Below are 23,509 nucleotides of genomic sequence, written 5' to 3' on the forward strand. Positions count from 1 at the left end.
AATTAATCGAAAACCTGAGAATAACTGTGCTAACGTCATGAGCAATATCCATTGAAGAGAACGACTATGAAGCAAAGCATCAAGATCCTGCTGCTGACGGGACTCCTTGGCTTCTCCTCCACCAGCTTTGCCCTGAGCGAATCCGAAGCGGAAGATCTGGCCGATCTCACGGCGGTTTTCGTTTATCTGAAAAATGATTGTGGCTATCAGGATTTACCGGACGCGCAGATTCGCAAAGCGCTGGTCTTTTTTGCTCAGCAGAACCGCTGGGATTTAAGCAACTACAGCAACTACAACATGAAGGCGCTGGGTGAAGACAGCTATCGCGATCTCAGCGGCATCGCCATCACCAATGACAAAAAGTGCAAGTCACTGGCCCGCGATTCACTGAGCCTGCTGGCCTACGTCAGGTAATTACTCTGTCCTCTGCTGCCGGACATTGACCGTGCAACCACGGTCAGTGTTAGCTATCATGTGCCGCCCATCTTCATGGCGATGTCATCAGAGGAGAGCACCATGGCCCACAATGAGACGTGGTATGAAACCCTTCATGCCGGTTTTGGCCAGTATTTCACGGTAGATAACGTGCTGTACCGTGAAAAGACTGCGCATCAGGATTTGATCATTTTCAGCAATGCCGCAATGGGCCGCGTAATGGCACTGGACGGCGTGGTGCAGACCACCGAACGCGACGAATTTATCTACCATGAAATGATGACCCACGTTCCGCTGCTGGCCCACGGCGCGGCAAAGAGCGTGCTGATCATCGGCGGCGGCGACGGCGCAATGCTGCGTGAAGTGTCACGTCATCCTGAAATCGAAAAGATTACGATGGTAGAGATCGATGCAGGCGTGGTGACCTTTTGTCGCCAGTATCTGCCGAACCACAGCGCAGGCGCCTATGACGATCCGCGCTTTACGCTGGTCATTGATGACGGCGTCAACTTCGTTAATCAGACGCAGGAAAAGTTTGATGTCATCATCTCCGACTGCACCGATCCGATTGGTCCGGGCGAGAGTCTGTTTACCTCAGAATTTTATGCCGGTTGCAAAGCGGCCCTTAATGAAAATGGCATCTTTGTCGCGCAGAATGGCGTCTGCTTCCTGCAACAGGACGAGGCCGTTAACAGCCATCGCAAGCTGAGCCACTATTTTGCGGATGTCAGTTTCTATCAGGCGGCGATTCCCACCTATTACGGCGGCATCATGACCTTTGCCTGGGCGAGCGATAATCCGGCGCTGCGTCAGCTCGACACCGCGACCCTGCAGGCGCGTTTTGAGGCCGCTGGCCTGACCTGCCGTTATTACACGCCAGCAATCCATACCGGCAGCTTTGCCCTGCCGCAATATCTGTTGAATGCGTTATCGGCCACGTGCTGATCGTGCCTTTCTAAGGGGGTGAACGAAATTGCAAAAGCTAAAACTACATGGCTTCAACAACCTGACTAAAAGCCTGAGTTTTTGTATTTACGATATTTGCTATGCGAATACTGAAGCTGAACGCGATGGTTATATCGCTTACATTGATGAACAATATAACGCCAACCGTCTGACTGAAATCCTGACCGAGACCTGCTCAATTATCGGGGCAAACGTGCTTAACATTGCGCGCCAGGACTATGAGCCACAAGGTGCCAGCGTCACGATTCTGGTCAGCGAAGAACCGATCGATCCGAAAGATATTGATAACTCCGAGCATCCCGGCCCGCTGCCCAACTCGGTGGTGGCTCATCTCGATAAAAGCCATATCTGCGTACACACCTATCCGGAAAGCCACCCGGAAGGCGGACTCTGCACCTTCCGTGCGGATATTGAAGTTTCAACCTGTGGCGTGATCTCACCGTTAAAAGCGCTGAACTACCTGATCCACCAGCTCGAATCAGACATTGTTACCGTCGATTACCGGGTGCGCGGTTTTACCCGTGATGTGAAAGGGATGAAGCACTTTATCGATCACGAGATCAATTCCATTCAGAACTTCATGTCTGACGATATGAAAGCGATGTATGACATGGTGGATGTGAATGTCTATCAGGAGAACATCTTCCACACCAAGATGTTGCTGAAAGAGTTTGAACTGAAGCACTACCTGTTTAACACCCGCCCGGAAGATCTCAGCCCGCAGGAGCATAAACGGATTACCGATCTGCTGTGGAAAGAGATGCGTGAGATCTACTACGGCAGAAATATCCCCTCTGTCGGTCTGAAAACGCAGTAACCGCCAGGCGCACAGGTTACCGCCGGTAGCCTGTGCGTGTGTGTCAGGCAGTCAGGGCCAGCGCAATGCCGCGCTCGCGCAGCGTGCGGCAGACCGCGTCATCTAAGCGGCTGTCCGTGACCACATCCGTCAGATCATCTACCGGTGACGCACAGAACAGCGACCAGGAACCATACTTGCTGCTGTCCGCCAGCAGAACCCGGCGCGCCGCATTGGCCAGCAGATCGTGTTTCAGTCCCGCTTTCTCCTCGGTCGGCGTGGTAATGCCGCGCTCAAGGCTCCAGGAGTTACAGCTGACAAACGCGATATCGGGATTGATGCTGCGCAGCAACCGCCGTCCATGTTCACCCACACAGGACTGACTGGAATCATCTATCCTGCCGCCGATAATCGTCACTTCAATCTGCTTAAATTCAGACAGAAACAGCGCAATGTGCAGGTCGGCGGTGATCACCCGCAGCGGCAGATGCGTAAGCTGACGTGCCAGCTCCAGCATGGTGGTGCCGGCATCCAGCACGACCGCATCTCCCGCCCGGACAAAGCTGGCGGCACACTCCGCAATCGCCTGCTTCTCGGCCAGGTTACGCTGCATTTTCTCCAGCGTAGTCGGCTGGGCAGGAATGAAACGATTCAGGGTGACACCGCCATGACTGCGGCTGATCACGCCCTCGTTATCCAGCTTAATTAAATCACGTCGAATCGTGGCGGGTGAGGCGGAAATCGCACTGACCAGTTGCTCAACAGTCACCAGATTATGGCTTTTCAGGTAATCCATAATCTGGTCAAGACGGCTCTGTACCTTCATATTTCCCTATGCGAGCTGCATCGCGAGTTTAATGGAGATCGCCATGCTGTCAGACTTCGCTTTACCTGTCCAGGCGATATCAAATGCCGTGCCGTGGTCCGCAGAGGTGCGGATAAAGGGCAGGCCTGCGGTGATGTTTACCCCATCATAAAAGCCCAGCAGTTTGAGCGGGATATGCCCCTGATCGTGATACATCGCCACCACCATGTCATACAGCCCCTCCTGGCACTGCAGGAACACCGTGTCAGGCGGACACGGCCCGGAGACATCTATTCCCTGCGCTTTCATCGCCTGAATCGCGGGGGCGACAGTGGTGATCTCCTCATCGCCAAACAGGCCGTTCTCACCGGCGTGCGGATTGACCCCCGCCACGGCGATACGCGGAGCCTGATAACCGACGCGACGCAGGAACGTGTCCGCCATACCAATCACCGTTTTAATCCGGGTCTGATTCAGCGTGTCGAGGAACTTACGCAGCGCAATATGGGTCGTGACATGAATGACTTTCAGCTTATCGGTGTAGAGCACCATAGCGTAATCTTTGGTGTCGGTAAGGTGCGCCAGCAGTTCGGTGTGCCCCGGATAGAGATGGCCTGCCGCGTGCATCGCCTCTTTGTTCAGCGGCGCGGTTGCAATCGCATGCACTTCGCCCGCCAGCGCCAGCTCAGTGGCACGCTTCACGCAGCGCCACGCCAGATCGCCCGCCTCTTTCTGCACCACGCCAGGTTTCAGCGCGTCGGGATCGGCCAGCGGTTCATCGATCACATTAATGATGCCGGGTGCAAAACGCGCATCGGCTACCCGGTCCAGCACCCGCAGTTCGGCCTGAGGCGTAATGTTCATCGCCATAATGCGGCGCAGCGTGCTGGCGCAGCCAATTACCACGGCAGGGATGCCGTTCAGCTCACCTTCAGACAGCGCTTTGATGATGATTTCCGGGCTGATGCCCGCCGGATCGCCCATGGTGATCGCAATAATTTTACTCACTCGACTTCTCCTCAATAAAACCAATGGCTGCTACCAGCGTATTTTCATCACCAAAGCCACCCGCTTTGGTCATCACCGGCAGAGTAAATTCACTGTTAAGCAGAACCCCGTGCGGAACACAGCCCGCCACCAGACCCTGAATTTTAAAGCCGCTGGCCCCCAGCGCCTGGGCGACGGCAATCGCCACATCGCCGCCTGACAGATAGAGCGCATGCGGCAGCTGTGCCCGGCACAGGTGAAAGGTCATGTCGCCCAGCTGCTGGCAGATTGCCTCGCCCAGCTGCTGGCGCGTCACGCTGTGCTGCTGGCAGAGATGATCGATCTCGTGACGCTGGGATTCATGCTGGCAGGTGCGGATCACCGTGTGGCGACCCGCACGCAGTGCAGCCGCCACCTGGGCGATCCAGCACGCCCGGTCAGGCCAGGCGGGCTGCTGAAACAGCTGACGGATATCGACGTCGTCAATCTCTACAGCATGATGTCTGCGCAGTGCTGCGATCTGCTGCCCGGCCTGATGACTCATCGATCCCACCACGGCCAGCACGGGCCGCGACGGGCGAACAGAGAGCGCTGCGCCCAGCGCATCGCTTAATCCGGCGGCCCCTGCCAGCAGAGGCTTCTCTGCCAGCCGGGACGCAGCAGCGATGAGTCGCGCCAGGTCTTCTTCATTTTCAGCATCCACCACCACCACGCCGTGCGCCGCCGCTAATACCGCATCCAGCCGATCGCTGCGCAGCGTGGCGAGATCGATCTCCGTGCCGTCGATCTGCATCTGATCAATCACGCGGGCACTGAGGATCGGCGTTTTCGGATCGCTGGCAAATTCGGTATCCGTCAGTAAACGCTGATTAACCCACACGCTGCCGTCGCGCGTGGTGCGGCCCAGCCGCGGCACGGCAGGTGCCACCAGTGCCAGCGTTTTGCCGCTGGCCTGCAGCGCAGCCACGGTTTCAGCACCTGTATTGCCGCGCAGCGTGGAGTCGATCTTTTTAAACAGCCAGCCCTGCTGAAGCTGGGCCGCGTAATGCTGCACTGCCTGAGTCACACGCTCTGCAGCCTGGCTGGCACTGACAGCCCGGCTGTCAGTGCTGATCACCAGCACATCTGCCGTCTCGTCGGGCAACGGCGTCCCGGTGCCAAATAACACATGCACACGGGCTCCGGCCTGTGCCAGTCCGCTGCCTGCGTCGTTGGCACCGGTGAAATCATCGGCGATGACCAGTACCGGGGTTTTCCATCTTGATGAGCCCATCCTTACTCCTGTCAGGCTAATGCCACTGCATTTGATTATATTCAATCATGATTGATTATATGTGAGCAAGTTCAAATTAATCGAAATCGATATGCCTTATAAAATTAGCCACAGAGAGTGACTGACTTCGCATTGCGCTGAGCAAACTTAATCATCTGCTCAGACACGACAGAAATAAGGGTATGACATGAACATTAACAGCACGGTGATCAGCGGTTATCAGGCGCTACACGACATGCGCTATCTGCTGAAGGGGATATCGACAGCGGTTGTGGTCACTGACCGGAATATTGAGGCAATTCCGGCGGTACAGGCGCTGATGGGGCAGCTCCGGGATCAGATTCCGCGTATCAGCGTGGTCAACAGCGTCCCGCCGGAGCCATCCCAGCATGATGTGGCAGCCATTATGGCAGCGCTCTCGCAGCGCCAGGCCGACATGGTGATTGGCATTGGCGGTGGCAGTGTGCTGGATGTGGCGAAGCTGCTTTCCGTGCTCTGCATCGACGCTGCCCCGTCGCTGGACGCACTGCTGGCAGGCGAAAAACCGCAGCGCCGCACCCGCTCAATGCTTATCCCGACCACAGCGGGCACCGGCTCTGAAGCGACACCCAATGCGATTCTGGCGATCCCGGAGAAAGAGACCAAAACCGGCATTATTTCACCGGTGATGCTGCCGGATGTCGTGGCGCTGGTGCCGGAACTCACCACCAGCATGCCGCCGCACATCGCCTCGTCAACCGGCATTGATGCGCTTTGCCACCTGATTGAGTGCTTCACCGCCAGCGTCGCCAACCCGGTCAGCGACAACTATGCGCTGATTGGGATGAAGAAGCTGTTCGCCAGTCTCGAAACCACCCTGCGCGAGCCAGAGAATCTGCAGGCGCGGCTGGAGATGCTCTGGGCCTCTTATTATGGCGGCGCAGCGATTGCTCATGCCGGGACACATCTGGTACACGCGATGTCCTATCCGCTCGGCGGCAAATATCATCTGCCGCACGGCGTCGCCAACGCCATTCTGCTGGCACCCTGCATGCGCTTTGTCCGTCCGGCAGCGGTGAGCAAATTCGCTCAGGCCTATGACCTGCTGCCTGACGCCGACGTTCGTTTAAGCGATGAGGAGAAATCACACGCGCTGGTCGACTACTTCACCGGGCTGGTGGCGCGGCTGCAGTTGCCTGCCAGCCTGGAAGCGCTGGGCATCGGCCCGGATCAGCTTCCCGGGTTAGTGGAGGCGGCGCTGGATGTGCAGCGCCTGATGAAAAACGTGCCGATGACGGTCACCGCCGACGATGTACGTGCCGTCTATCTGACACTGTTCCCTTCCTGCCAGGCGTAATGAGGATTGTCATGAATAAAAAAATCAACGGCGTACTGACCGCCATCGTTACCACCTTTGACCGTGAAGGTGCCTTTGACCCGGTGAGGCAGCGTAAGCAGGTCAGACGCCAGATCAGCGCCGGAAACGGCATCTTCTGCGGCGGCACCAACGGCGAATTCTTTGTGCTCAACGAGCAGGAGAAGATTGCCGTCACCGCCACCTGCGTCGATGAAGTCAGCGGCCAGGCACCGGTGGTGGCGCACATCGGTGAGATTTCGACCCGTGAAACAATCCGGCTTGGCAAACAGATTGGCCGCCTTGGCGTGGATGCCGTCTCAGCGATCACGCCGTGGTTTGTGCCGCTGAAACAGCAGGAGCTGATCGACCACTATCAGCGCGTGGCTGACGCACTGACGGTGCCGCTGTTCCTCTACAACATCCCGGCGCGTACCGGCAATACCCTGCAGCCAGAGACCGTTCGTACCCTGGCCGCACACCCGAACATCATCGGCATTAAAGATTCAGCAGGCAGTTATGAAAGCCTGCGCGGATTTCTGCAGGCCACCGCCGACTGTGAGCACTTTGCTGTGCTGAACGGTCCCGACTCACTGATTCACCAGGGATTCGTTGACGGCTGCTCCGCGTCGATTTCCGGGCTGGCAAACGTGGCTCCCGAAGCGATTAACGCCATCTGGGCGCGCTTCAGTACCGGCGATATTGCCGGTTCGCATCAGGCACAGGAGAACGTCACCGGCCTGCGTACCGCGCTCTACAGTATCGGTTTCTCACCGGCCGCCGTGAAAAAAGCGGTCAGCCTGCAGGGCTTTGACGTCGGTGAAAGCCGCTATGCGGTGCAGTTCAGCGCCGACGAGCAGCAGCAGATCCGTCAAATCGTGAACCACTATCTGCAATAACGTCCATCGCCTTTGTACCCTATCGGTCAGATGAGAACGAACCTGATGGTCGCCATCTGCCAGAACAATCGAGGTCATGATGAAAGCATTTTCAACTGAGAGCACCTTACTGATCGTCGGCATGGTGGTCGCCTATATCCTGTTCACCACCTGGCTGACCTGGCGGCTGCGCAGTAAAACCAGCGGCGACTTCATGGAAGGCTCCCGCGCCATGCCCGCCTTTATTGTCGGCATCATGCTGATGTCTGAGTATATCGGGGCAAAATCAACCATCGGCACCGCACAGGCGGCCTTTGAAGATGGCTTCGCCGCCTCGTGGTCGGTGATTGGCGCCGCGATTGGTTTCCCGCTGTTTGGCCTGATTCTGGTTAAACGCATCTATAACACCGGAAAGATCACGATCTCTGGCGCTATCGCGGAGAAATATGGCAGCTCGACCAAGAACATTATCTCGCTGATCATGATCTATGCGCTGCTGCTGGTGAATGTTGGTAACTACATCAGCGGCGCAGCAGCGATATCTACCGTTCTGAAGATCGACCTGACGCAGGCGGCCTTTATTACCGCAGTGGTCAGTACCTTTTACTTTGCGTTTGGCGGCATGAAAGGCGTGGCCTGGGTCACGCTGCTGCACAGCGCTATCAAATACATCGGGATTCTGATCATCCTCTATGTGGCGCTGAAGATGACCGGCGGCGTTGCCCCGATGATAGAGAAAATGCCGGCGTTCTACTGGACGTGGGATGGTCACGTCGGGGCCAGTACCATTGTGGCCTGGCTTATCGGGACCGTGGGGTCGATCTTCTGTACGCAGTTTGTGATCCAGGCAATCTCATCCACCAAAGATGTGAAGTCCGCGAAGCGCGCCACCTGGGTCGCCTTCTTCTTCTGCCTGCCTATCGGTCTGGCGATGGCGCTGATTGGCGTGGCGGCAAAATTTGCGCATCCCGATATTAAGAGCCTCTATGCGCTGCCGGTGTTTCTGCAGGATATGTCACCGTGGCTGGCGGGCATTGTCACCACCTCGCTGGTGGCCTCAATTTTCGTCAGCGTTGGTACCGTTGCGCTGGCCATCGCCTCGCTGGTGGTGAAAGATTTTTACGTGCCTTACCGTAAGCCGACCCCGGAGCGCGAATTCAAAGTGACGCGCTGGATCTCAATTGGTATCGGCTTCTTCCCGCTGCTGTTTGTCCTGTTCTTCCCGGAAGTGCTGAAGCTCTCCTTCTTTACCCGCGCGATTCGGCTGTCGATTACCGTGGTGGCGATTATGGCGTTCTACCTGCCGTGGTTTAAGAGCACACGCGGTGCCAATGCCGGTCTGATTGGTGCCTGCGTGGTCACTTCCGTCTGGTTCCTGATGGGTAACCCGTTCGGTATCGACAACATGTATGTGGCGCTGATCACGCCAGCCATCGTTATGGTGATTGACCGCTGTATCCCGTCACGCCAGTCGCAGCCTCAACCGCAACACAATGCACAAAACAGTGGAGCCTAATATGACTCAGGAAACCGTCACCGCAGAACGCACCGGCCTGCTTGCGCCGCACCCGCAGGACAGTGCGCAGCAGGTTGCGATGCTGCCCTCCTCCTGCCCGCAAAACCACGCGGCTAACCTGCTGCCGCTGCCCGATGGCGATCTGCTTTGCGTCTGGTTTGGCGGCACGCAGGAAGGCATTGCGGATATCTCGGTCTGGTGTTCACGGCTGCCAGCAGGCAGTAATCGCTGGAGCGAAGCACAGAAACTCTCTGACGACCCGGATCGTTCAGAGCAGAACCCGGTGCTGTTTCTCGACCCGGACCAGGTGCTGTGGCTGTTGTGGACAGCGCAGAAATCAGGCAATCAGGACACCGCGATTGTGCGCTATCGCCAGTCTCACGATTTCGGCAAGCGCTGGGGCGAGATCAAAACCCTGCTGGATAAGCCCGGCACCTTTATTCGCCAGCCGATTGTCGTGCTGCCCAACGGCAACTGGTTACTGCCGGTGTTTTACTGTCTGACGCAGCCCGGCGAAAAGTGGGTTGGCAGCTATGACGTCAGCGCGGTAAAAATCTCAGACGATAAAGGCCAGAGCTGGCGTGATGTCAGCGTGCCTGAAAGCACCGGCTGCGTTCATATGAACGTCACGCTGCTGGATGATGGCTCGCTGCTGGCGCTCTACCGCAGTCGCTGGGCCGATCACATTTACCAGAGCCGCTCGTTTGATCAGGGCGAAAGCTGGAGCGCACCTGAGCCGCTGTCGCTGCCCAACAATAACTCCTCTATTCAGGTCACGACGCTGCGCAACGGACATCTGGCGCTGGTTTTCAATGCCATGAGCGCCGAAGGGGCCAGCGAACGGCGTCTGTCGCTGTATGACGAAATTGAAGATGATGAAGAGGACGATGACGTTGCGGTTGCCGCCGAGCCGGTGGTGCATAGCGGTCGCACCGCCTTCTGGGGCGCACCCCGTGCGCCAATGACGCTGGCTATCTCAACGGATGGCGGCAAAAGCTGGCCGCTGCAGCGCAATCTGGACGAAGGCGACGGTTACTGCATGACCAATAACTCCCGGCAGAAACTCAACCGCGAGTTCTCCTATCCCAGCATCAAACAGGGCGTGAATGGCGAACTGCATATCGCCTACACCTGGTATCGCCAGGCCATTAAATATGTGCGGGTCCGGGAGTCGTGGGTGCAGGGAGGAGATGCATGACAGAGCGGATGGCGCTGGTGACCGGGGCCAGTTCCGGCATCGGCCAGGCGATTGTGAACCACCTGCTGAATGAGGGCTGGCAGGTTACCGGCCTGAGTCGCTCGGCGATAAACCGGGCTGGAGCGGGCTGGCAGAGCCATCAGATCGATATCAGCGACAGCGCGGCACTGCAGGCTTTACTGGATACGCTACCGGTGCCGCAGGCGGTGATTCATGCTGCGGGGATGATGCAGGCCGCGCCGCTCGGGGAGCTGGATCTGAATATCAGCGCACGCTTGTGGCAACTGCATATTGCCGCCGCTGAACAGCTGGCGAATCATTTTGCGCCCCGGATGAGCGCGGGCGGCAGAATTGTGCTGCTGGGCAGTCGCACTTCGGGCGGCGCGTCAGGTCGCAGTCAGTATGTGGCGACCAAATCAGCAATGATCGGCATGGTACGCAGCTGGGCCGCAGAGCTGGCACCGCGCGGTATTACGGCCAATGTTGTCGCGCCTGGCGCCACCGAAACGCCGATGCTGCAACAGCCAGGCCGGGCCAGTTCACCGCCCCGTCTGCCACCGATAGGCCGCTACATTCAGCCGCAGGAAGTGGCCGGGCTGGTCGGTTTCCTGCTCTCGCCTGCTGCGGCTGCGATCACCGGCCAGCAGCTGGTGATGTGCGGCGGTGCATCGCTGAGTTGAACAACAGGCCGGGCGGTTCAGATTGCCCGGCCGGTACTACCGTAAAGGCTTGCCGTACTGATTCACAAACTGGCGATAAGCGGCGATAACCAGCAGAAAATCTTCAATGCCACAGAATGAGAGGCTCTCTTCGTCGTAGTAATTCATCCCCTCCTCCATGCCATCATCTTCCAGTGCCAGCAGGTTGGCGCGAATCATCACCTCTTCCTCATCCAGCAGGATGGTGTACTCGCTGCCGATGCGCTGCCACTGACGCACGCTGCCTTTGACGTCTTCGATAGCGGCTTCCACTTCATCCAGCAATCCTGGATCGTTTTTCACCTCTTCGTTGAACCAGTGGCCGACCGCTTCATGATCCATCGACATACGAACCTTAATCTGTCCGGTCACATCGCGTAAAAATTCATATTCCATCGCCCGTTCCTCTTAACGTCGTCGCGTTTCTCAAGAGTGTCAGCGCTGTTTTCGCAGTAAAGTGTGACACGTCGCGCATTATTACAGGCTGTCTGGCGAAATCCAGCTTTTGATCGTCTCTGTCCCCATGCACAGGCGTAAAAAAAGGGGCGAATCATCGCCCCTTGTTCAGTGCTGCCAGGTGAAGAATCAGACTGCTGTCTGGAAAATCACGCCGTCAGCTTTATCGGTGTACTGCGCCAGCTGGTCGAAGTTGAGATAGCGATAGGTGTCGCTGGCCGTTTTATCGACCTGCGCCATGAATTGCTGATACTCATCCGGTGTTGGCAGACGGCCTAACAGTGACGCCACTGCTGCCAGCTCTGCAGAGGCCAGATAGACGTTAGCGCCGGTTCCCAGACGGTTCGGGAAGTTACGGGTCGAGGTGGAAACCACCGTCGAACCATCAGCCACACGTGCCTGGTTACCCATGCAGAGTGAACAGCCCGGGATTTCGATACGCGCGCCGCTTTTGCCGAATACGCTGTAGTAGCCCTCTTCGGTCAGCTGTGCCGCATCCATCTTGGTTGGCGGAGCCACCCACAGACGGGTTGGCAGCTGGCCTTTGTGGCTATCCAGCAGTTTACCGGCAGCACGGAAGTGACCAATGTTGGTCATGCATGAGCCGATGAACACTTCGTCAATCTTCTCGCCCTGAACGTCAGAGAGCAGACGTGCATCGTCCGGATCGTTTGGCGCACAGAGGATCGGCTCTTTAATGTCGGCCAGATCGATTTCGATCACGGCGGCATATTCAGCATCGGCATCCGGCTCAAGCAGCTGAGGATCGGCCAGCCATTTCTCCATGCTTTCAACGCGGCGCTCCAGCGTACGGCGATCGCCGTAACCTTCTGCAATCATCCACTTCAGCAGTACGATGTTGGAGTTCAGGTATTCGATAATCGGCGCTTTATCCAGCTTGATGGTACAGCCCGCCGCGGAACGTTCTGCTGACGCATCGGACAGCTCAAACGCCTGCTCAACTTTCAGATCCGGCAGACCTTCAATCTCCAGGATACGGCCAGAGAAGATGTTTTTCTTACCTTTCTTCTCAACGGTCAGCAGACCCTGTTTGATGGCATACAGCGGAATGGCGTGAACCAGATCGCGCAGGGTGATACCTGGCTCCATCTTACCTTTGAAGCGCACCAGCACGGATTCCGGCATGTCGAGTGGCATCACGCCTGTCGCAGCCGCAAACGCCACCAGGCCTGAACCCGCCGGGAAAGAGATACCAATAGGGAAACGGGTATGCGAGTCACCACCGGTGCCCACGGTATCCGGCAGCAGCATACGGTTCAGCCAGCTGTGGATAATGCCGTCGCCCGGACGCAGTGAGACACCGCCACGGTTCATGATGAAGTCTGGCAGCGTGTGGTGCGTGTTCACATCGACCGGCTTAGGATACGCAGCGGTGTGGCAGAAGGACTGCATCACCAGATCGGTAGAGAAGCCCAGGCAAGCCAGATCTTTCAGCTCGTCACGGGTCATCGGACCGGTGGTATCCTGCGAGCCAACCGAGGTCATCTTCGGTTCGCAATACGCACCCGGACGAATACCGGCGACGCCACAGGCACGGCCCACCATTTTCTGCGCCAGGGAGAAGCCACGGGTGCTCTCCGCAACATCTTTCGCGTGACGGAACACAGTGCTGTGCGGCAGACCCAGCGACTCGCGCGCTTTGGTGGTCAGGCCACGGCCGATGATCAGCGGAATACGGCCACCGGCGCGTACTTCGTCAATCAGCACTTCGGTTTTGAGTTCGAAGCTGGCCAGCAGTTCGCTGGTTTCGTGGTTGCGGACTTCGCCTTTGAACGGATAGATGTCGATGACATCGCCCATGTTCAGGTCGTTGACGTCTACTTCAATCGGCAGTGCGCCTGCATCTTCCATGGTGTTGAAGAAGATTGGCGCAATTTTGCTGCCCAGTACCACGCCGCCCCCTTTTTTATTCGGCACGTTCGGGATGTCGTCGCCCATAAACCACAGCACCGAGTTGGTGGCGGATTTACGTGAAGAACCGGTTCCGACAACGTCACCGACATACGCCAGCGGGAAGCCTTTGGTTTTCAGTGCCTCGATCTGTTTAATCGGGCCGATATTGCCTGCCTCATCCGGCTCAATACCTTCGCGGGCATTTTTCAGCATCGCCAGGGCGTGCAGTGGGATGTCCGGACGGGACCAGGCATCCGGGGCCGGAGAGAGGTCGTCGGTGTTGGTTTCGCCAGTGACTTTGAACACCGTGACGGTGATCTTCTCAGCCAGCTCAGGGCGTGACAGATACCATTCCGCATCAGCCCAGGACTGCATGACCTGCTTCGCGTATTCATTACCCGCTTTGGCTTTCTCTTCGACATCATAGAAGTTGTCGAACATCAGCAGCGTGTGTGAAAGGGCTTTCGCCGCGATGGGGGCGAGTTTGCTATCGTCCAGCGCTTCAATCAGCGGATGAATATTGTAACCGCCCTGCATAGTGCCGAGCAGTTCAACCGCTTTTTCAGGAGATATCAGAGGAGAGGTTGCTTCGCCTTTCGCGACAGCCGCCAGGAAACCGGCTTTAACATACGCCGCTTCATCGACGCCAGGTGGGACTCGGTTGACCAATAAATCGGTCAAAAATTCTTCTTCACCCGCAGGTGGATTTTTCAGCAGTTCAACCAGCGCGGCCATCTGGGAAGCCTCTAAAGGCTTAGGTACAATTCCCTGGGCAGCACGCTCGGCAACGTGCTTACGGTATTCTTCTAGCACGACGTTATCCTCGCTCTCATTATGTAGGGCTTTCCGACCACCTTGCTCACTTATGGAGAACAAACTTCCCTTTCTCGTCCAGGTTGAGGTGCCCGGTTTCGCGGAGGGCAGAATAGCAGGATTTCGTCTGTTTGTTAATCTGTTTACAAAAATACAACATAATCAACTGCGTCCATTCTGCCCGCTTATCATACCGGTTCAGCCAGCTGACCCGGCTGAACCGGTCTCTTTGCAGCGTACCGTATCTGACAGAAACAGCGGCGGGGTCAGGTCAGCGTTGGCGCAGTTTTAGTGAATTGATTCAGTGAAATAGATAACTGGCAGGAATAGAAAGTCGCGGGCGTCGGGTTTACAGCAGAGATGCGTTCAGGGAGATATCAAGGCCAGGCAGTACATCCCCCTGGTGTGATTTACGCGTAAGATGATTACAGCCTGGTTTTCATTTCCTGCAGAGATTCCGGCCAGACGGCGCGATCTTTCAGAATTCTGGCACTGTGGGCGAGGCAGACTTTCACGGGCAGGCCGGGACAGATTCGTACCATCGGCTGCACGCGCCTTGCTGTTGCTGACCTTATGCCGCGTCTTAATGACACCGCGGACAGAGGTGCGGGTAAACTCTGCTGCCCTTTTAGCCAGAGCGTCTCCTGTTGTGCGCCCCTGCTCGCACTGAAGATTTCAGCATCCGCAAAGACAGATGTTGTCACTTCAGGCCCCGGAAAATGAGTGGGATGCAGAGGCATCATCGCGATGCGTTCCGGCTGAGGCTGGTGTTAATCATTTAAGCGACTAACCGATGCGCATTCTGGGGTGAACCGGTTGTCGATCAATATCGCCCTCCCCGTCCATGATAATGGCGGAACTGGCACTGAAACCGCTGTGCTGATCACCGCCGATAAACACCTTTGCGGATTGATCCGTTTTCCGTCCTCATCAGTGACACATCAGACGCTGTAAGTCAGAAACAGTCATTCAGAAGAGGCCGTCATGGCCTCTTCTGTTCATGCTTAATTTTTCAGGTTGTCCGGAAAATTGGCGGGCAGCTGATCGGGCGGGCAGTCAATCACGCTTTCATTGTTTTCGCCCACATCCCGAATCACGGTCAGCGTTGCAAACTCATCAATGACTTCAGTTGGATAAGCCGGGCCCGCTTCGCGGAAGTTTGCCATCTCTTCCAGATGATCGTTCTGGAAGCAGACGGTTTTTTCCGGATTGTTCATGACCCAGCGCGGGAAGAAGATGGTGCCGTGGAAAATTTTATCCGCCAGATTAACGGCCAGGCTGACATCGGTGCCGGTTGGTTCAGTCCAGGAAACTTTATAAACATCCTGCGCCAGACGAACGACGTAAACGTGCTGGTTTTTAACCCAGCGATTACCCACCATGCCACTGTGAATGCGATAGTCGATGGTGCTGGCATTTTTAATGTAGAGCTCGTAATTCCAGCCGTTGTCATAGGTGTAAACCAGGTGTTTGCCAACGATGCCAGACAGGTCATGTTTATCAAAAGTGCTCATGGTTAATTCCTCATTTGCTTTCCATGAAAAGATTATTGCGCGTTACAAAAGCGATTAATAACGCTATTTTTAGCACTAAATCATTCAATTTTTAGATGAGTAACCATGTACAAAACAACGCTGGAACAGTGGTATCTGCTCGACGCCGTGGTCAGGGAGGGGAGCTTTGCACTGGCAGCAGAGAGGAACAACCGCAGCCAGTCTTCACTGAGCTATCAGCTTGGCCTGCTTCAACAGCGGCTGGGTATGGAACTGCTGGAGCAGGTGGGACGTCGTGCCATTCTGAGCGCTGAAGGACATCAGTTACTTGCTCAGGTACGTCCACTGCTGGAGGGATTCAGCGCTCTTGAAGCCCGGGCCAGCGCCCTGCAACGGGGTGAGCGTTCGCGCATCGATTTGATGGTAGATGCCACCTTTCCTAAGCCTGTGCTGTTTGATGTGCTTTCTGTTTTTCAGCAACGCTATCCACATGTGCGCATCTGGTTCAGCGAAATTGTCCGAAGCGAAACGCCAGACCGGCTGGCAGAACAACAGGCCGATCTCTGGCTGGTGGCGCAATATGGCGATGAGCCGTTAGCTGGCGAAAGCCTGATGAGTGTCGATTTCGTCGCCGTCGCTCATCGCGACCACCCGCTGCACAGTGAACCCGCCCCGCTTAATGCTGCCACGCTGGCTCGCTGGCCCTGCATTACCATTCTGGATCGTCAGCAACAGCAGCAGTCCGAGGTGAGTGGCAATCAGGCGGAGAACTGGTCATTCACGACGCTTTCGGCAGCGATTGAAGCCGTCCAGCATCAGTTAGGTTATGGCTGGCTGCCGGAACAGAATATCGCCGCGCTCTTAAAGAGCGGTGAACTCCGTCCCCTGCCGCTGCTTCAGGGCCGCCGACGCAGTAGTACCCTGGTGATGTCTATCAATGAAGAGAGGCTGCCCGGCAACAGCGCGATTGCAGCACTGGCGCAGATGTTTGTGGAACGGGTGGTACAGGAGAAGCAGGTGGGTGGGTGACAGAACGGAGGAATTTAACTTAGATGGCGCGGGGGACACCATTATACGCAAACAATGATTCACACGTTCCCCGGTTCATCCCCGCTGGTGCGGGGAACACGTCAGCGACGTACTGATACGACGATGACAGTTCGGTTTATCCCCGCTGGCGCGGGGAACACTTATCAGAGGCCAGAATGGTCATTACGATTGTCGGTTTATCCCCGCTGACGCGGGGAACACCAAATACTTTTCAGCCCAGAAATACAGCTGACCGGTTTATCCCCGCTGGCGCGGGGAACACAACGTCAGATCCTGCCAGGCAACCAACAAATCCGGTTTATCCCCGCTGGCGCGGGGAACACGTCGGGATCCAGTTTGTTGGTATAAAAACCATCGGTTTATCCCCGCTGGCGCGGGGAACACATCTCGCGTTCGTGCGGTTCCACCACTCCATCCGGTTTATCCCCGCTCGCGCGGGGAACACCACTCATGATGCATCACCGTTAACATCGGCTGCGGTTTATCCCCGCTGGCGCGGGGAACACATTACATTGCGCCAGATTTTCAGGTTGTCGCCCGGTTTATCCCCGCTGGCGCGGGGAACACAGCCAAATATTGCAGAGTCATCACCGGTAATGCGGTTTATCCCCGCTGGCGCGGGGGACACGGTGGTTTTCAACGTCCGTGATCGACCGTTTAACGGTTTATCCCCGCTGGCGCGGGGAACACATTCCGGGAACAGGCCTGAATGGTGTTATCGCCGGTTTATCCCCGCTGGCGCGGGGAACACAGCCAAATATTGCAGAGTCATCACCGGTAATGCGGTTTATCCCCGCTGGCGCGGGGGACACGGTGGTTTTCAACGTCCGTGATCGACCGTTTAACGGTTTATCCCCGCTGGCGCGGGGAACACAATCGCATCGCGGCGATATATGGCATTGAGCTGGGTTTATCCCCGCTGGCGCGGGGAACACAACCGGCACATCCGCAGCACTGGCCGCTTTTGCGGTTTATCCCCGCTGGCGCGGGGAACACTCCCATTAGAGCGCCAGACAGCAATCGCCAATCGGTTTATCCCCGCTGGCGCGGGGAACACGGCCTTCAGCGTGCCATGACTCATTCGCATCGAGGTTTATCCCCGCTGGCGCGGGGAACACCTGTCCGTCCAGATAGGCAACCTCGATCGTATCGGTTTATCCCCGCTGGCGCGGGGAACACGCTAAATGTATATAACTGAATTATAATAGTTTTTTCACCATTAAAAATTCCACCAAATTATCTACATTTTTAAAGAGCTATAACTTATTGATTATCAACAGGTCGGAAAGAAACTAACCGGATACCATCCATCTCCACCGGCAGATGCCTGTTTTCACCTAATGTCTGAAACTCAAAACCAGACTCATTATTACTTGCCCATGCCATTACGACATTGCCCGTTTCGGATAACTTACTAATCTGTTGCCAGATCATCTCTCTGGTGCGACGGGAAACATCACCCACATAAACCCCTGCACGTACTTCCAGCAACCAGATAGCCAACCTGCCTCTTAACCGGGGTGGTACATTTTCAGTGACGATCATCAACATACTCATGATCATGCACTCCGGTGTCCGGCATCCCCAAAAGGAGTCGATTCAGGGATTGCTATTGGCTGAGCGTCCTGAGGAGGTAGTGGAGGTGAAATACCACCAGCAGAAAGCACATCCTCAATTAAAGGAATAAGTCTGCCGACAGTTTTATTGGTACGGAAGAGATCACGGCAGGCCAGCCTGACCTGTTTTTCTACATCCTGGGGACGGCGGGCTGCAATCTCGAATGCGGCGGGTACAACAGTTTCAAATTTAATGATATCGGCAATGTCATAGACAAATGAGAGTGGTTTGCCGCTGTGCACAAATCCAATCGCGGGCGCATATCCAGCGGCAAGTACCGCGGCTTCAGTAATGCCATAAAGACAGGCCGTCGCCGCGCTGATGCACTGATTAATAATATCTCCTTTCTCCCAGTCTTTAGGATCGTAGCGGCGTCCCTGCCATCTGATGCCATACTGCTTCGCCAGAAGCTGATAAATGCCCTTAACGCGGACGCCCTCAATACCCCGTAATTGCTCAACAGAACGTCGGGACGGGGCCTCTTCACCAAAACGAAGTTCAAACATTTTGCGGACAACTTTAAGCCGCAGATTTTCATCGAGTGCAAGACGCGCCTGATAAAGGAGCTTATCGGAACGTGCACCTCCTGGCTGCCCTGAGGCATATAACCGTACACCTGCTTCGCCGACCCATACCAGCAATGTACCGACCATCGCGGCCAGTTTTATCGCAGCATGTGAAATCCGGGTTCCCGGCTCAAGCATAATACAGGCCGCATTACCTATCGGGATATGAGTACGCACTCCAGACGCATCAACCAATACAAAGGCACCATCAAGGACGTCAACCTGCCCATATTTAAGGAAAATCAGGGAAATACGGTCTTTAAGAGGAAGTGGAACCAGAGGCACATAAGTCATTATTACATCCTGTAAAAGCGGCTGCGCGCCGCTTTATCCTTGTTTTAAACCCGACCAAGAGAGAGTAATCCGCACCCCATACTTTTAGCAGGGCCAATGCCAGAGTGGATCAGCGAAGCGAATGCCTCTGCGTCTCTGATGATGAGCACGCCATCAAAACAGACGGTCTGAATTTTGCCGCTCATCCCTTTTTTATGGAACAGCACTACCGGTTCTTTAACCACCTGAGCAGATTCCAGTTGTGCTGCAGGAGCCAGTTTACGCACCAGCCATTTCATGCACTCTTCATCTCCGGACAACGGAACCCGACAGGTTTTTATTTCCCCTCGGCCATTCAAGCGTCCCTGCTCATCTTTAATGCTTCTGATAGGATTGGCTCGCAGCCGGAAGCAATATCTGCCATGCGGTAAAACCGGACTAAAGGATTTCGTTGCCAGCACCGTGGCCGCCTTTGCCTGCTGCGGTAAAAGAGACGATTGCAGCAATACATTGAGACCTTGTCTGGCTTCACCGCTTACAACTCTGAACAGAAAGTCACGCTGATCCTGAGGACGATCAGGAAACAACTGCCAGAGCGCGCGATGAAGCTGGTAGGGATCTTTAGCCCAGCGCCAGCTGACAAGCACTTTACTCAGGAACATTGTCGTCTCCCTGAATCACAAACCACGATCGTCTGGCGAACTGTCGGGGTAGATCGATGATGGGCTCATCACGCACCGACAAACAACGTTCATCACCGGTTAATGGCTCCTCACTGTAAATAGCCCCACTTCCAGGTGCCGCTTCAGCTAAAGCTGCAACAGGATTTTTAGCCTGCTGAACAGCACCAAAAAGTGGGTGGGAAAGGGGGCAGCACCGTCTTCCAAGATAGGGGGTATAACGAGGGCGCTGAACCGCGTCGATAAGGTCTGACAATGTATAGTATGGTGCCTGTGAAACCGGGGTCCATACTGCAACCGTAAAGCTGGCGTCATACAGATATTCACGTCGGGTAATAATTGTATCGTTCATTTTAAGGCTTCCCGGCTTTTCTCTGGCGTCCTTAACGGTATGAAAATCGGATATGTTTACGCAGTGGTAGCCAGTATGGTTATCACAACGAACGGCAAAGCGTGTGCCTGTGGCAAGCTTTTGCAGTGATGTGTGATCGTTGCGTTTAATACCCAGGCAGGCACCGAGTAATCCCAGCAACCCACTGCGGCCAGGAAAAGGCGCACTCGGCCGGATGCCCTCAAAGGTCGGCAATCCCCATGATTGCATCGGCCCGCTTAGCTGCAAAATCAAATAATCCTGCATCTCAGACCTCGCCGTTATTACCTATCCATTGCTTCAGCGCATTCAAATTGGGCATCTGCTTTACACTTTCTGCTGGCACTACGTCATCCAGCACGAACTGGGCCGCTGGCCCATCCAGACCGTAACCACGAGATACCTTCGTCCAGTAGGTGTTAAAGGTTTCAAGGGAAGGACGCAGGAATCCCTCTTTGCTGGCAGGTACCGGTTTTTCAAAGGCATTTGCCATAGAAACAGGCAAATCAGAGAAGTTAACCATTACCATGTCCGCTGGGTTGAAAGCCGCAAAGCTATGCTGCTTACCACCTGGTATTTCTGTTGCCAGCATGTGGGCAAGATGAGCAGCAATCTCCAGCACCTGCTGACGTGTGGCACCGCCAAGGTTCTCCTGAAGCTGGGACAGGTTCAGACTGGCATAACGGTAGAAAACGCCTGAAGAGAACTCCTGAGTATTGAGGTGCGCTGCACCGGTACCTTCATGCAGATCATCAACGGCAGTGAACCAGTCAATATCAGAGTCAACAACATGCGTAGTAATGGCATGTGCCAGGGACATTGCACCATCAACTTTACCCAACTCGCTCATCAGGCCACTGGTCGCCATCCGGCCACTTAACGCGATGTCTACCGCACTGCCAAGTGTGGCGCGTAACCCTGTGATCTGATCTTTTAACGCTTTTGCCCATTTTTTTTCATCGGTACCCAGTGCACTGTTTTCCGGGGCATTGATTTGCTGACAAAACCAGTCAATTTCATCCATGACCCACGGCGAAACGGCCCCGCCGTCAATTTTTTCCTCATGAGTAATATTTTTACCGCTGAGCAGACTCAGCGTGGTGTTAATAACTTCAGCAGGATATTTTTCTGACAGCTTCTGATGCACAACATCCCGCAGCAGTTCCAGGTGAATAGTCCGGATGCTGGAGTCACCAATATGGCGTTGGTAATAGTCGCTTTTGCGTATTGCCCTTTTCAGGCTCTGGCTGGAGATGCGTACACGCCGCCTGCCGCCAAATACCGCATCCTTCTGCATATTCATATCATCGCGGTTAAGACAGGATGGACTATGAGAAATCAAAACATGAAAGTTAATAAAATTATTCATCGGGTATCCTTACACGGTTATTTTTTTGGGGAAGAGAGAACAAAACTTTCAATGAGCATGCGGCGTTCGCGTTTACCCCACCATTGCAGTTGCGCCGCCAGCGCAGGCCAATGCAATACAGGTTCCGCATGAATTAACATACGTCTTAGCTGTAACATATCGTTGGGATAGTCCTGCCGGACAAGCTGCATTACACGCATTAATGATATTTTTTTACTTTGTGCCAGCGACTTACCCAGGGTAAGTGATTCATCATCACTGTGTTTAATTGCGCCAGTGGCAAGGCAATAGATCATTCTTTGCAATGCATAACGTTCTTCAGGCCAGCCAAACTTGCTGGCTAATACGTAAAAATCAGGGATTCCCAGTAATTTATCCGGTGAGTCAGCACGTCTTAATTTAGCCTGAATGCCCTTATCCAGCCTGGACCAGGCTTTATATAGCGCTAGAGCTTCATTGGGTGGGATCATCAGCTTGCTCTCCTTGCATTTTTAAAGCAGATAACTGTGTGAATAATACGCGACGGGCAATTGCCAGAGCCTGTATCAGTTTCAGATGATGTGCATAGGGATGGGTAGCGGTTTCAAACAACGTTTTACATAAATCAGAAAGGTAAAGATGCAGCGCTTCCAGTTCTTTTAAAGGCTGTTCATAATTTATCGTCGCCAGCAACCGGGTAATACAGATGTCGCTTTCCCGGTAAAAACGACGTTCAGTCACATCATGCACCGGGATACCAGAACCGATAATTTCGCTATCCTTCATTCCCTCAACAAAAAGATAAAGCGCTTTACGTAGTGCAAGCCGATATCCCTGACCAATATTAATAATCTCATTAATAACATCGTGATGACGATCCCAGCCCTGGCTGAATACCATCACCTCATGCCGCCGCTCAACTATGGCCGCCTGATTATTACGATAACCCCCAATACTCATATACAGAGGTTTACCGTTGGCAAGCTGTCGCGCTTGTTCAATTACCAGTGCCGGACGACGGCCTTCCTGATTTTTTTCTAACTGCTGAGAGATTAATAATCTTCCCACCTGTGTCCAGCAAGGGATTGATAATGTGAAACCGATGTGACGTTTTTCAGCTATTCCCTTTTTCGTCTGTTCAACGCTGGGAGAATGAGGATGCAACCAGAATCCTTCAATGGTGTAGTTAAATTTGGCTTTAAGGAAGCTTTGGTAGCGTTTATAAACCAGCGAACCGCAGGCACTGCACTGTCCACCAGATGAGGGGGATGACAGTTCAATATGTGCAGGCTGCCAGAACAGACCACGTGACAAGCCGATACTGTGCGCCGGAATCTTTTCATTACTGACAATCGGTTTTTGCCAGGTAAAAGCCTGATAGCGCTGTTTCTGCCAGTCAGGGTAGTTCCTTTCCAGGCTCTCAGCGTTGAGTACGTTAGCCCATATTGTGGAGCGCAGGCACCGCTGCTGAATCAGCGTGGTTATAGGTGCCCCGCCCCGTAAACCACTCTTAAAACCACCGCCAAATCCAGGCGCATTACCGGCCTGATTGAACAGGGCGATGGCAGCACATCCGCCGCAAAGTGCCTCACCCTGCCCGGGTTCGTTCATAAAGGCGCAGCTGGTGGAACCGGTCAGGCCAACCATGAGCTTATCCATGCCGGTGGTCTCTTTAGCAACGACACCTTTAACCTGCATAAATGGATGATCAGGATGGTTCAAGTCAAAACTCTCTTCCCAGCCAGTAAGTCCTGCTAAAAATTCCTCTCTCGTTAGCGGTTTTTGAATGCGCTGGATACTGTGTTCCCTGTTCTCTGGAGGCCAGAGTAACTGCACGATGCAAATCAGGAGCTGGCAGGCTGCCATTTCCATATCATCACGCGGGAGAGAGAGTGATCGTAGCTGCGGTTCACATAGCAATGTTTCTAAACTTATCTGCTCAACGCCATTACCAGTAACTGGTTTAGACGGGATCCATCGATCCGTGAGTAAATTCATTGCGTTCCTCCCTGATGTTTACACTATTCATTAAAACTTCTGGTTT

Annotated in this window: 22 protein-coding genes and 1 CRISPR repeat array; of the genes, 9 read left to right on the forward strand and 13 right to left on the reverse strand. The window is 54.7% G+C overall.

The genetic code is table 11. The features are described 5' to 3' along the window. Window positions 1-66: 66 nt before the first annotated feature. From N5J69_RS20030 to speD, 3 genes are all read left to right on the forward strand, one after another. Window positions 67-414, forward strand: a complete 348-nt coding sequence (locus N5J69_RS20030; RefSeq protein WP_150010759.1) for a YacC family pilotin-like protein — start codon at window positions 67-69, stop codon at window positions 412-414. A 102-nt stretch (window positions 415-516) separates the two neighbouring features. After that, the gene (gene speE / locus N5J69_RS20035; protein WP_279772382.1) at window positions 517-1,380 is read left to right on the forward strand and encodes a polyamine aminopropyltransferase; all 864 of its coding nucleotides are present in this window, start codon (window positions 517-519) and stop codon (window positions 1,378-1,380) included. Window positions 1,381-1,408: 28 nt separating this feature from the next. Then, window positions 1,409-2,218 (forward strand): adenosylmethionine decarboxylase, encoded by an 810-nt coding sequence (gene speD, locus N5J69_RS20040; RefSeq protein ID WP_279772383.1) that lies wholly within the window; start codon window positions 1,409-1,411, stop codon window positions 2,216-2,218. A 43-nt stretch (window positions 2,219-2,261) separates the two neighbouring features. Here speD and N5J69_RS20045 read toward each other — a convergent pair whose 3' ends face one another. Genes N5J69_RS20045 through N5J69_RS20055 form a run of 3 tightly spaced genes read right to left on the reverse strand, consistent with a single transcriptional unit; the run spans window position 2,262 to window position 5,262 of the window. After that, the gene (locus tag N5J69_RS20045) at window positions 2,262-3,023 is read right to left on the reverse strand and encodes a DeoR/GlpR family DNA-binding transcription regulator (RefSeq protein ID WP_279772384.1); all 762 of its coding nucleotides are present in this window, start codon (window positions 3,021-3,023) and stop codon (window positions 2,262-2,264) included. A 6-nt stretch (window positions 3,024-3,029) separates the two neighbouring features. Beyond that, window positions 3,030-4,010 (reverse strand): D-threonate 4-phosphate dehydrogenase, encoded by a 981-nt coding sequence (locus N5J69_RS20050; RefSeq protein WP_279772385.1) that lies wholly within the window; start codon window positions 4,008-4,010, stop codon window positions 3,030-3,032. Continuing rightward, window positions 4,003-5,262 carry a four-carbon acid sugar kinase family protein gene (locus tag N5J69_RS20055; RefSeq protein WP_279772387.1) on the reverse strand — a complete coding sequence of 420 codons (1,260 nt, stop codon included), beginning with the start codon at window positions 5,260-5,262 and terminating at the stop codon, window positions 4,003-4,005. The genes N5J69_RS20050 and N5J69_RS20055 overlap by 8 nt, the downstream gene beginning before the upstream one ends. Window positions 5,263-5,449: 187 nt before the next feature. Here N5J69_RS20055 and N5J69_RS20060 point away from each other — a divergent pair, with 187 nt between their 5' ends. The 5 genes from N5J69_RS20060 to N5J69_RS20080 all read left to right on the forward strand — a co-directional run bounded on the left by N5J69_RS20060 (window position 5,450) and on the right by N5J69_RS20080 (window position 10,867). Continuing rightward, window positions 5,450-6,598 carry an iron-containing alcohol dehydrogenase gene (locus N5J69_RS20060; protein WP_279772388.1) on the forward strand — a complete coding sequence of 383 codons (1,149 nt, stop codon included), beginning with the start codon at window positions 5,450-5,452 and terminating at the stop codon, window positions 6,596-6,598. An 11-nt stretch (window positions 6,599-6,609) separates the two neighbouring features. Beyond that, window positions 6,610-7,494, forward strand: a complete 885-nt coding sequence (locus N5J69_RS20065) for a dihydrodipicolinate synthase family protein (protein ID WP_279772389.1) — start codon at window positions 6,610-6,612, stop codon at window positions 7,492-7,494. A 79-nt stretch (window positions 7,495-7,573) separates the two neighbouring features. After that, window positions 7,574-8,989, forward strand: a complete 1,416-nt coding sequence (locus N5J69_RS20070; RefSeq protein WP_279772390.1) for a sodium:solute symporter family protein — start codon at window positions 7,574-7,576, stop codon at window positions 8,987-8,989. A gap of 1 nt (window position 8,990) precedes the next feature. Beyond that, complete coding sequence (locus N5J69_RS20075) at window positions 8,991-10,187, forward strand: exo-alpha-sialidase (protein WP_279772391.1); 1,197 nt, start codon at window positions 8,991-8,993, stop codon at window positions 10,185-10,187. After that, window positions 10,184-10,867, forward strand: a complete 684-nt coding sequence (locus tag N5J69_RS20080; RefSeq protein ID WP_279772392.1) for an SDR family oxidoreductase — start codon at window positions 10,184-10,186, stop codon at window positions 10,865-10,867. The genes N5J69_RS20075 and N5J69_RS20080 overlap by 4 nt, the downstream gene beginning before the upstream one ends. A gap of 36 nt (window positions 10,868-10,903) precedes the next feature. Here the strand turns inward: N5J69_RS20080 and yacL are convergent, their stop codons facing one another. The 3 genes from yacL to N5J69_RS20095 all read right to left on the reverse strand — a co-directional run bounded on the left by yacL (window position 10,904) and on the right by N5J69_RS20095 (window position 15,582). Next, the gene (gene yacL / locus N5J69_RS20085; RefSeq protein ID WP_279772394.1) at window positions 10,904-11,281 is read right to left on the reverse strand and encodes a protein YacL; all 378 of its coding nucleotides are present in this window, start codon (window positions 11,279-11,281) and stop codon (window positions 10,904-10,906) included. A gap of 189 nt (window positions 11,282-11,470) precedes the next feature. Beyond that, complete coding sequence (gene acnB / locus N5J69_RS20090; RefSeq protein ID WP_279772395.1) at window positions 11,471-14,068, reverse strand: bifunctional aconitate hydratase 2/2-methylisocitrate dehydratase; 2,598 nt, start codon at window positions 14,066-14,068, stop codon at window positions 11,471-11,473. 1,004 nt (window positions 14,069-15,072) lie between these two features. Continuing rightward, window positions 15,073-15,582 carry a phenolic acid decarboxylase gene (locus N5J69_RS20095; protein ID WP_279772396.1) on the reverse strand — a complete coding sequence of 170 codons (510 nt, stop codon included), beginning with the start codon at window positions 15,580-15,582 and terminating at the stop codon, window positions 15,073-15,075. Window positions 15,583-15,687: 105 nt separating this feature from the next. On the opposite strand from N5J69_RS20095, the gene N5J69_RS20100 reads away from it, so the two are divergent. Further along, window positions 15,688-16,590, forward strand: coding sequence for a LysR family transcriptional regulator (locus tag N5J69_RS20100; protein WP_279772397.1), 903 nt, complete (start codon window positions 15,688-15,690; stop codon window positions 16,588-16,590). 71 nt (window positions 16,591-16,661) lie between these two features. Beyond that, window positions 16,662-17,790: direct repeats of the CRISPR family, unit length 28 nt; unit sequence GGTTTATCCCCGCTGGCGCGGGGAACAC. Window positions 17,791-17,874: 84 nt separating this feature from the next. On the opposite strand, the gene cas2e is transcribed toward N5J69_RS20100, so the two are convergent. The 7 genes from cas2e to casA are packed head-to-tail and all read right to left on the reverse strand — an operon-like array spanning window position 17,875 to window position 23,463. After that, on the reverse strand, window positions 17,875-18,168 hold the full coding sequence (gene cas2e / locus N5J69_RS20105; protein ID WP_279772398.1) for a type I-E CRISPR-associated endoribonuclease Cas2e: 294 nt from the start codon (window positions 18,166-18,168) through the stop codon (window positions 17,875-17,877). A gap of 2 nt (window positions 18,169-18,170) precedes the next feature. Further along, window positions 18,171-19,088, reverse strand: a complete 918-nt coding sequence (gene cas1e, locus N5J69_RS20110) for a type I-E CRISPR-associated endonuclease Cas1e (RefSeq protein ID WP_279772399.1) — start codon at window positions 19,086-19,088, stop codon at window positions 18,171-18,173. A 44-nt stretch (window positions 19,089-19,132) separates the two neighbouring features. Continuing rightward, on the reverse strand, window positions 19,133-19,729 hold the full coding sequence (cas6e, locus tag N5J69_RS20115; RefSeq protein WP_279772400.1) for a type I-E CRISPR-associated protein Cas6/Cse3/CasE: 597 nt from the start codon (window positions 19,727-19,729) through the stop codon (window positions 19,133-19,135). Continuing rightward, the gene (cas5e, locus tag N5J69_RS20120; RefSeq protein ID WP_279772401.1) at window positions 19,716-20,384 is read right to left on the reverse strand and encodes a type I-E CRISPR-associated protein Cas5/CasD; all 669 of its coding nucleotides are present in this window, start codon (window positions 20,382-20,384) and stop codon (window positions 19,716-19,718) included. Before cas5e ends, cas6e begins: the two co-directional genes overlap by 14 nt. Before the next feature lies 1 nt (window position 20,385). Further along, window positions 20,386-21,486, reverse strand: coding sequence for a type I-E CRISPR-associated protein Cas7/Cse4/CasC (gene cas7e / locus N5J69_RS20125; protein WP_279772402.1), 1,101 nt, complete (start codon window positions 21,484-21,486; stop codon window positions 20,386-20,388). 17 nt (window positions 21,487-21,503) lie between these two features. After that, window positions 21,504-21,956 carry a type I-E CRISPR-associated protein Cse2/CasB gene (gene casB, locus N5J69_RS20130; RefSeq protein ID WP_279772403.1) on the reverse strand — a complete coding sequence of 151 codons (453 nt, stop codon included), beginning with the start codon at window positions 21,954-21,956 and terminating at the stop codon, window positions 21,504-21,506. Continuing rightward, complete coding sequence (gene casA / locus N5J69_RS20135) at window positions 21,940-23,463, reverse strand: type I-E CRISPR-associated protein Cse1/CasA (protein WP_279772404.1); 1,524 nt, start codon at window positions 23,461-23,463, stop codon at window positions 21,940-21,942. Before casA ends, casB begins: the two co-directional genes overlap by 17 nt. Window positions 23,464-23,509 lie beyond the last annotated feature (46 nt).

It is taken from the genome of Pantoea sp. GD03673 (genome assembly GCF_029844725.1).
Classification (GTDB): domain Bacteria; phylum Pseudomonadota; class Gammaproteobacteria; order Enterobacterales; family Enterobacteriaceae; genus Pantoea.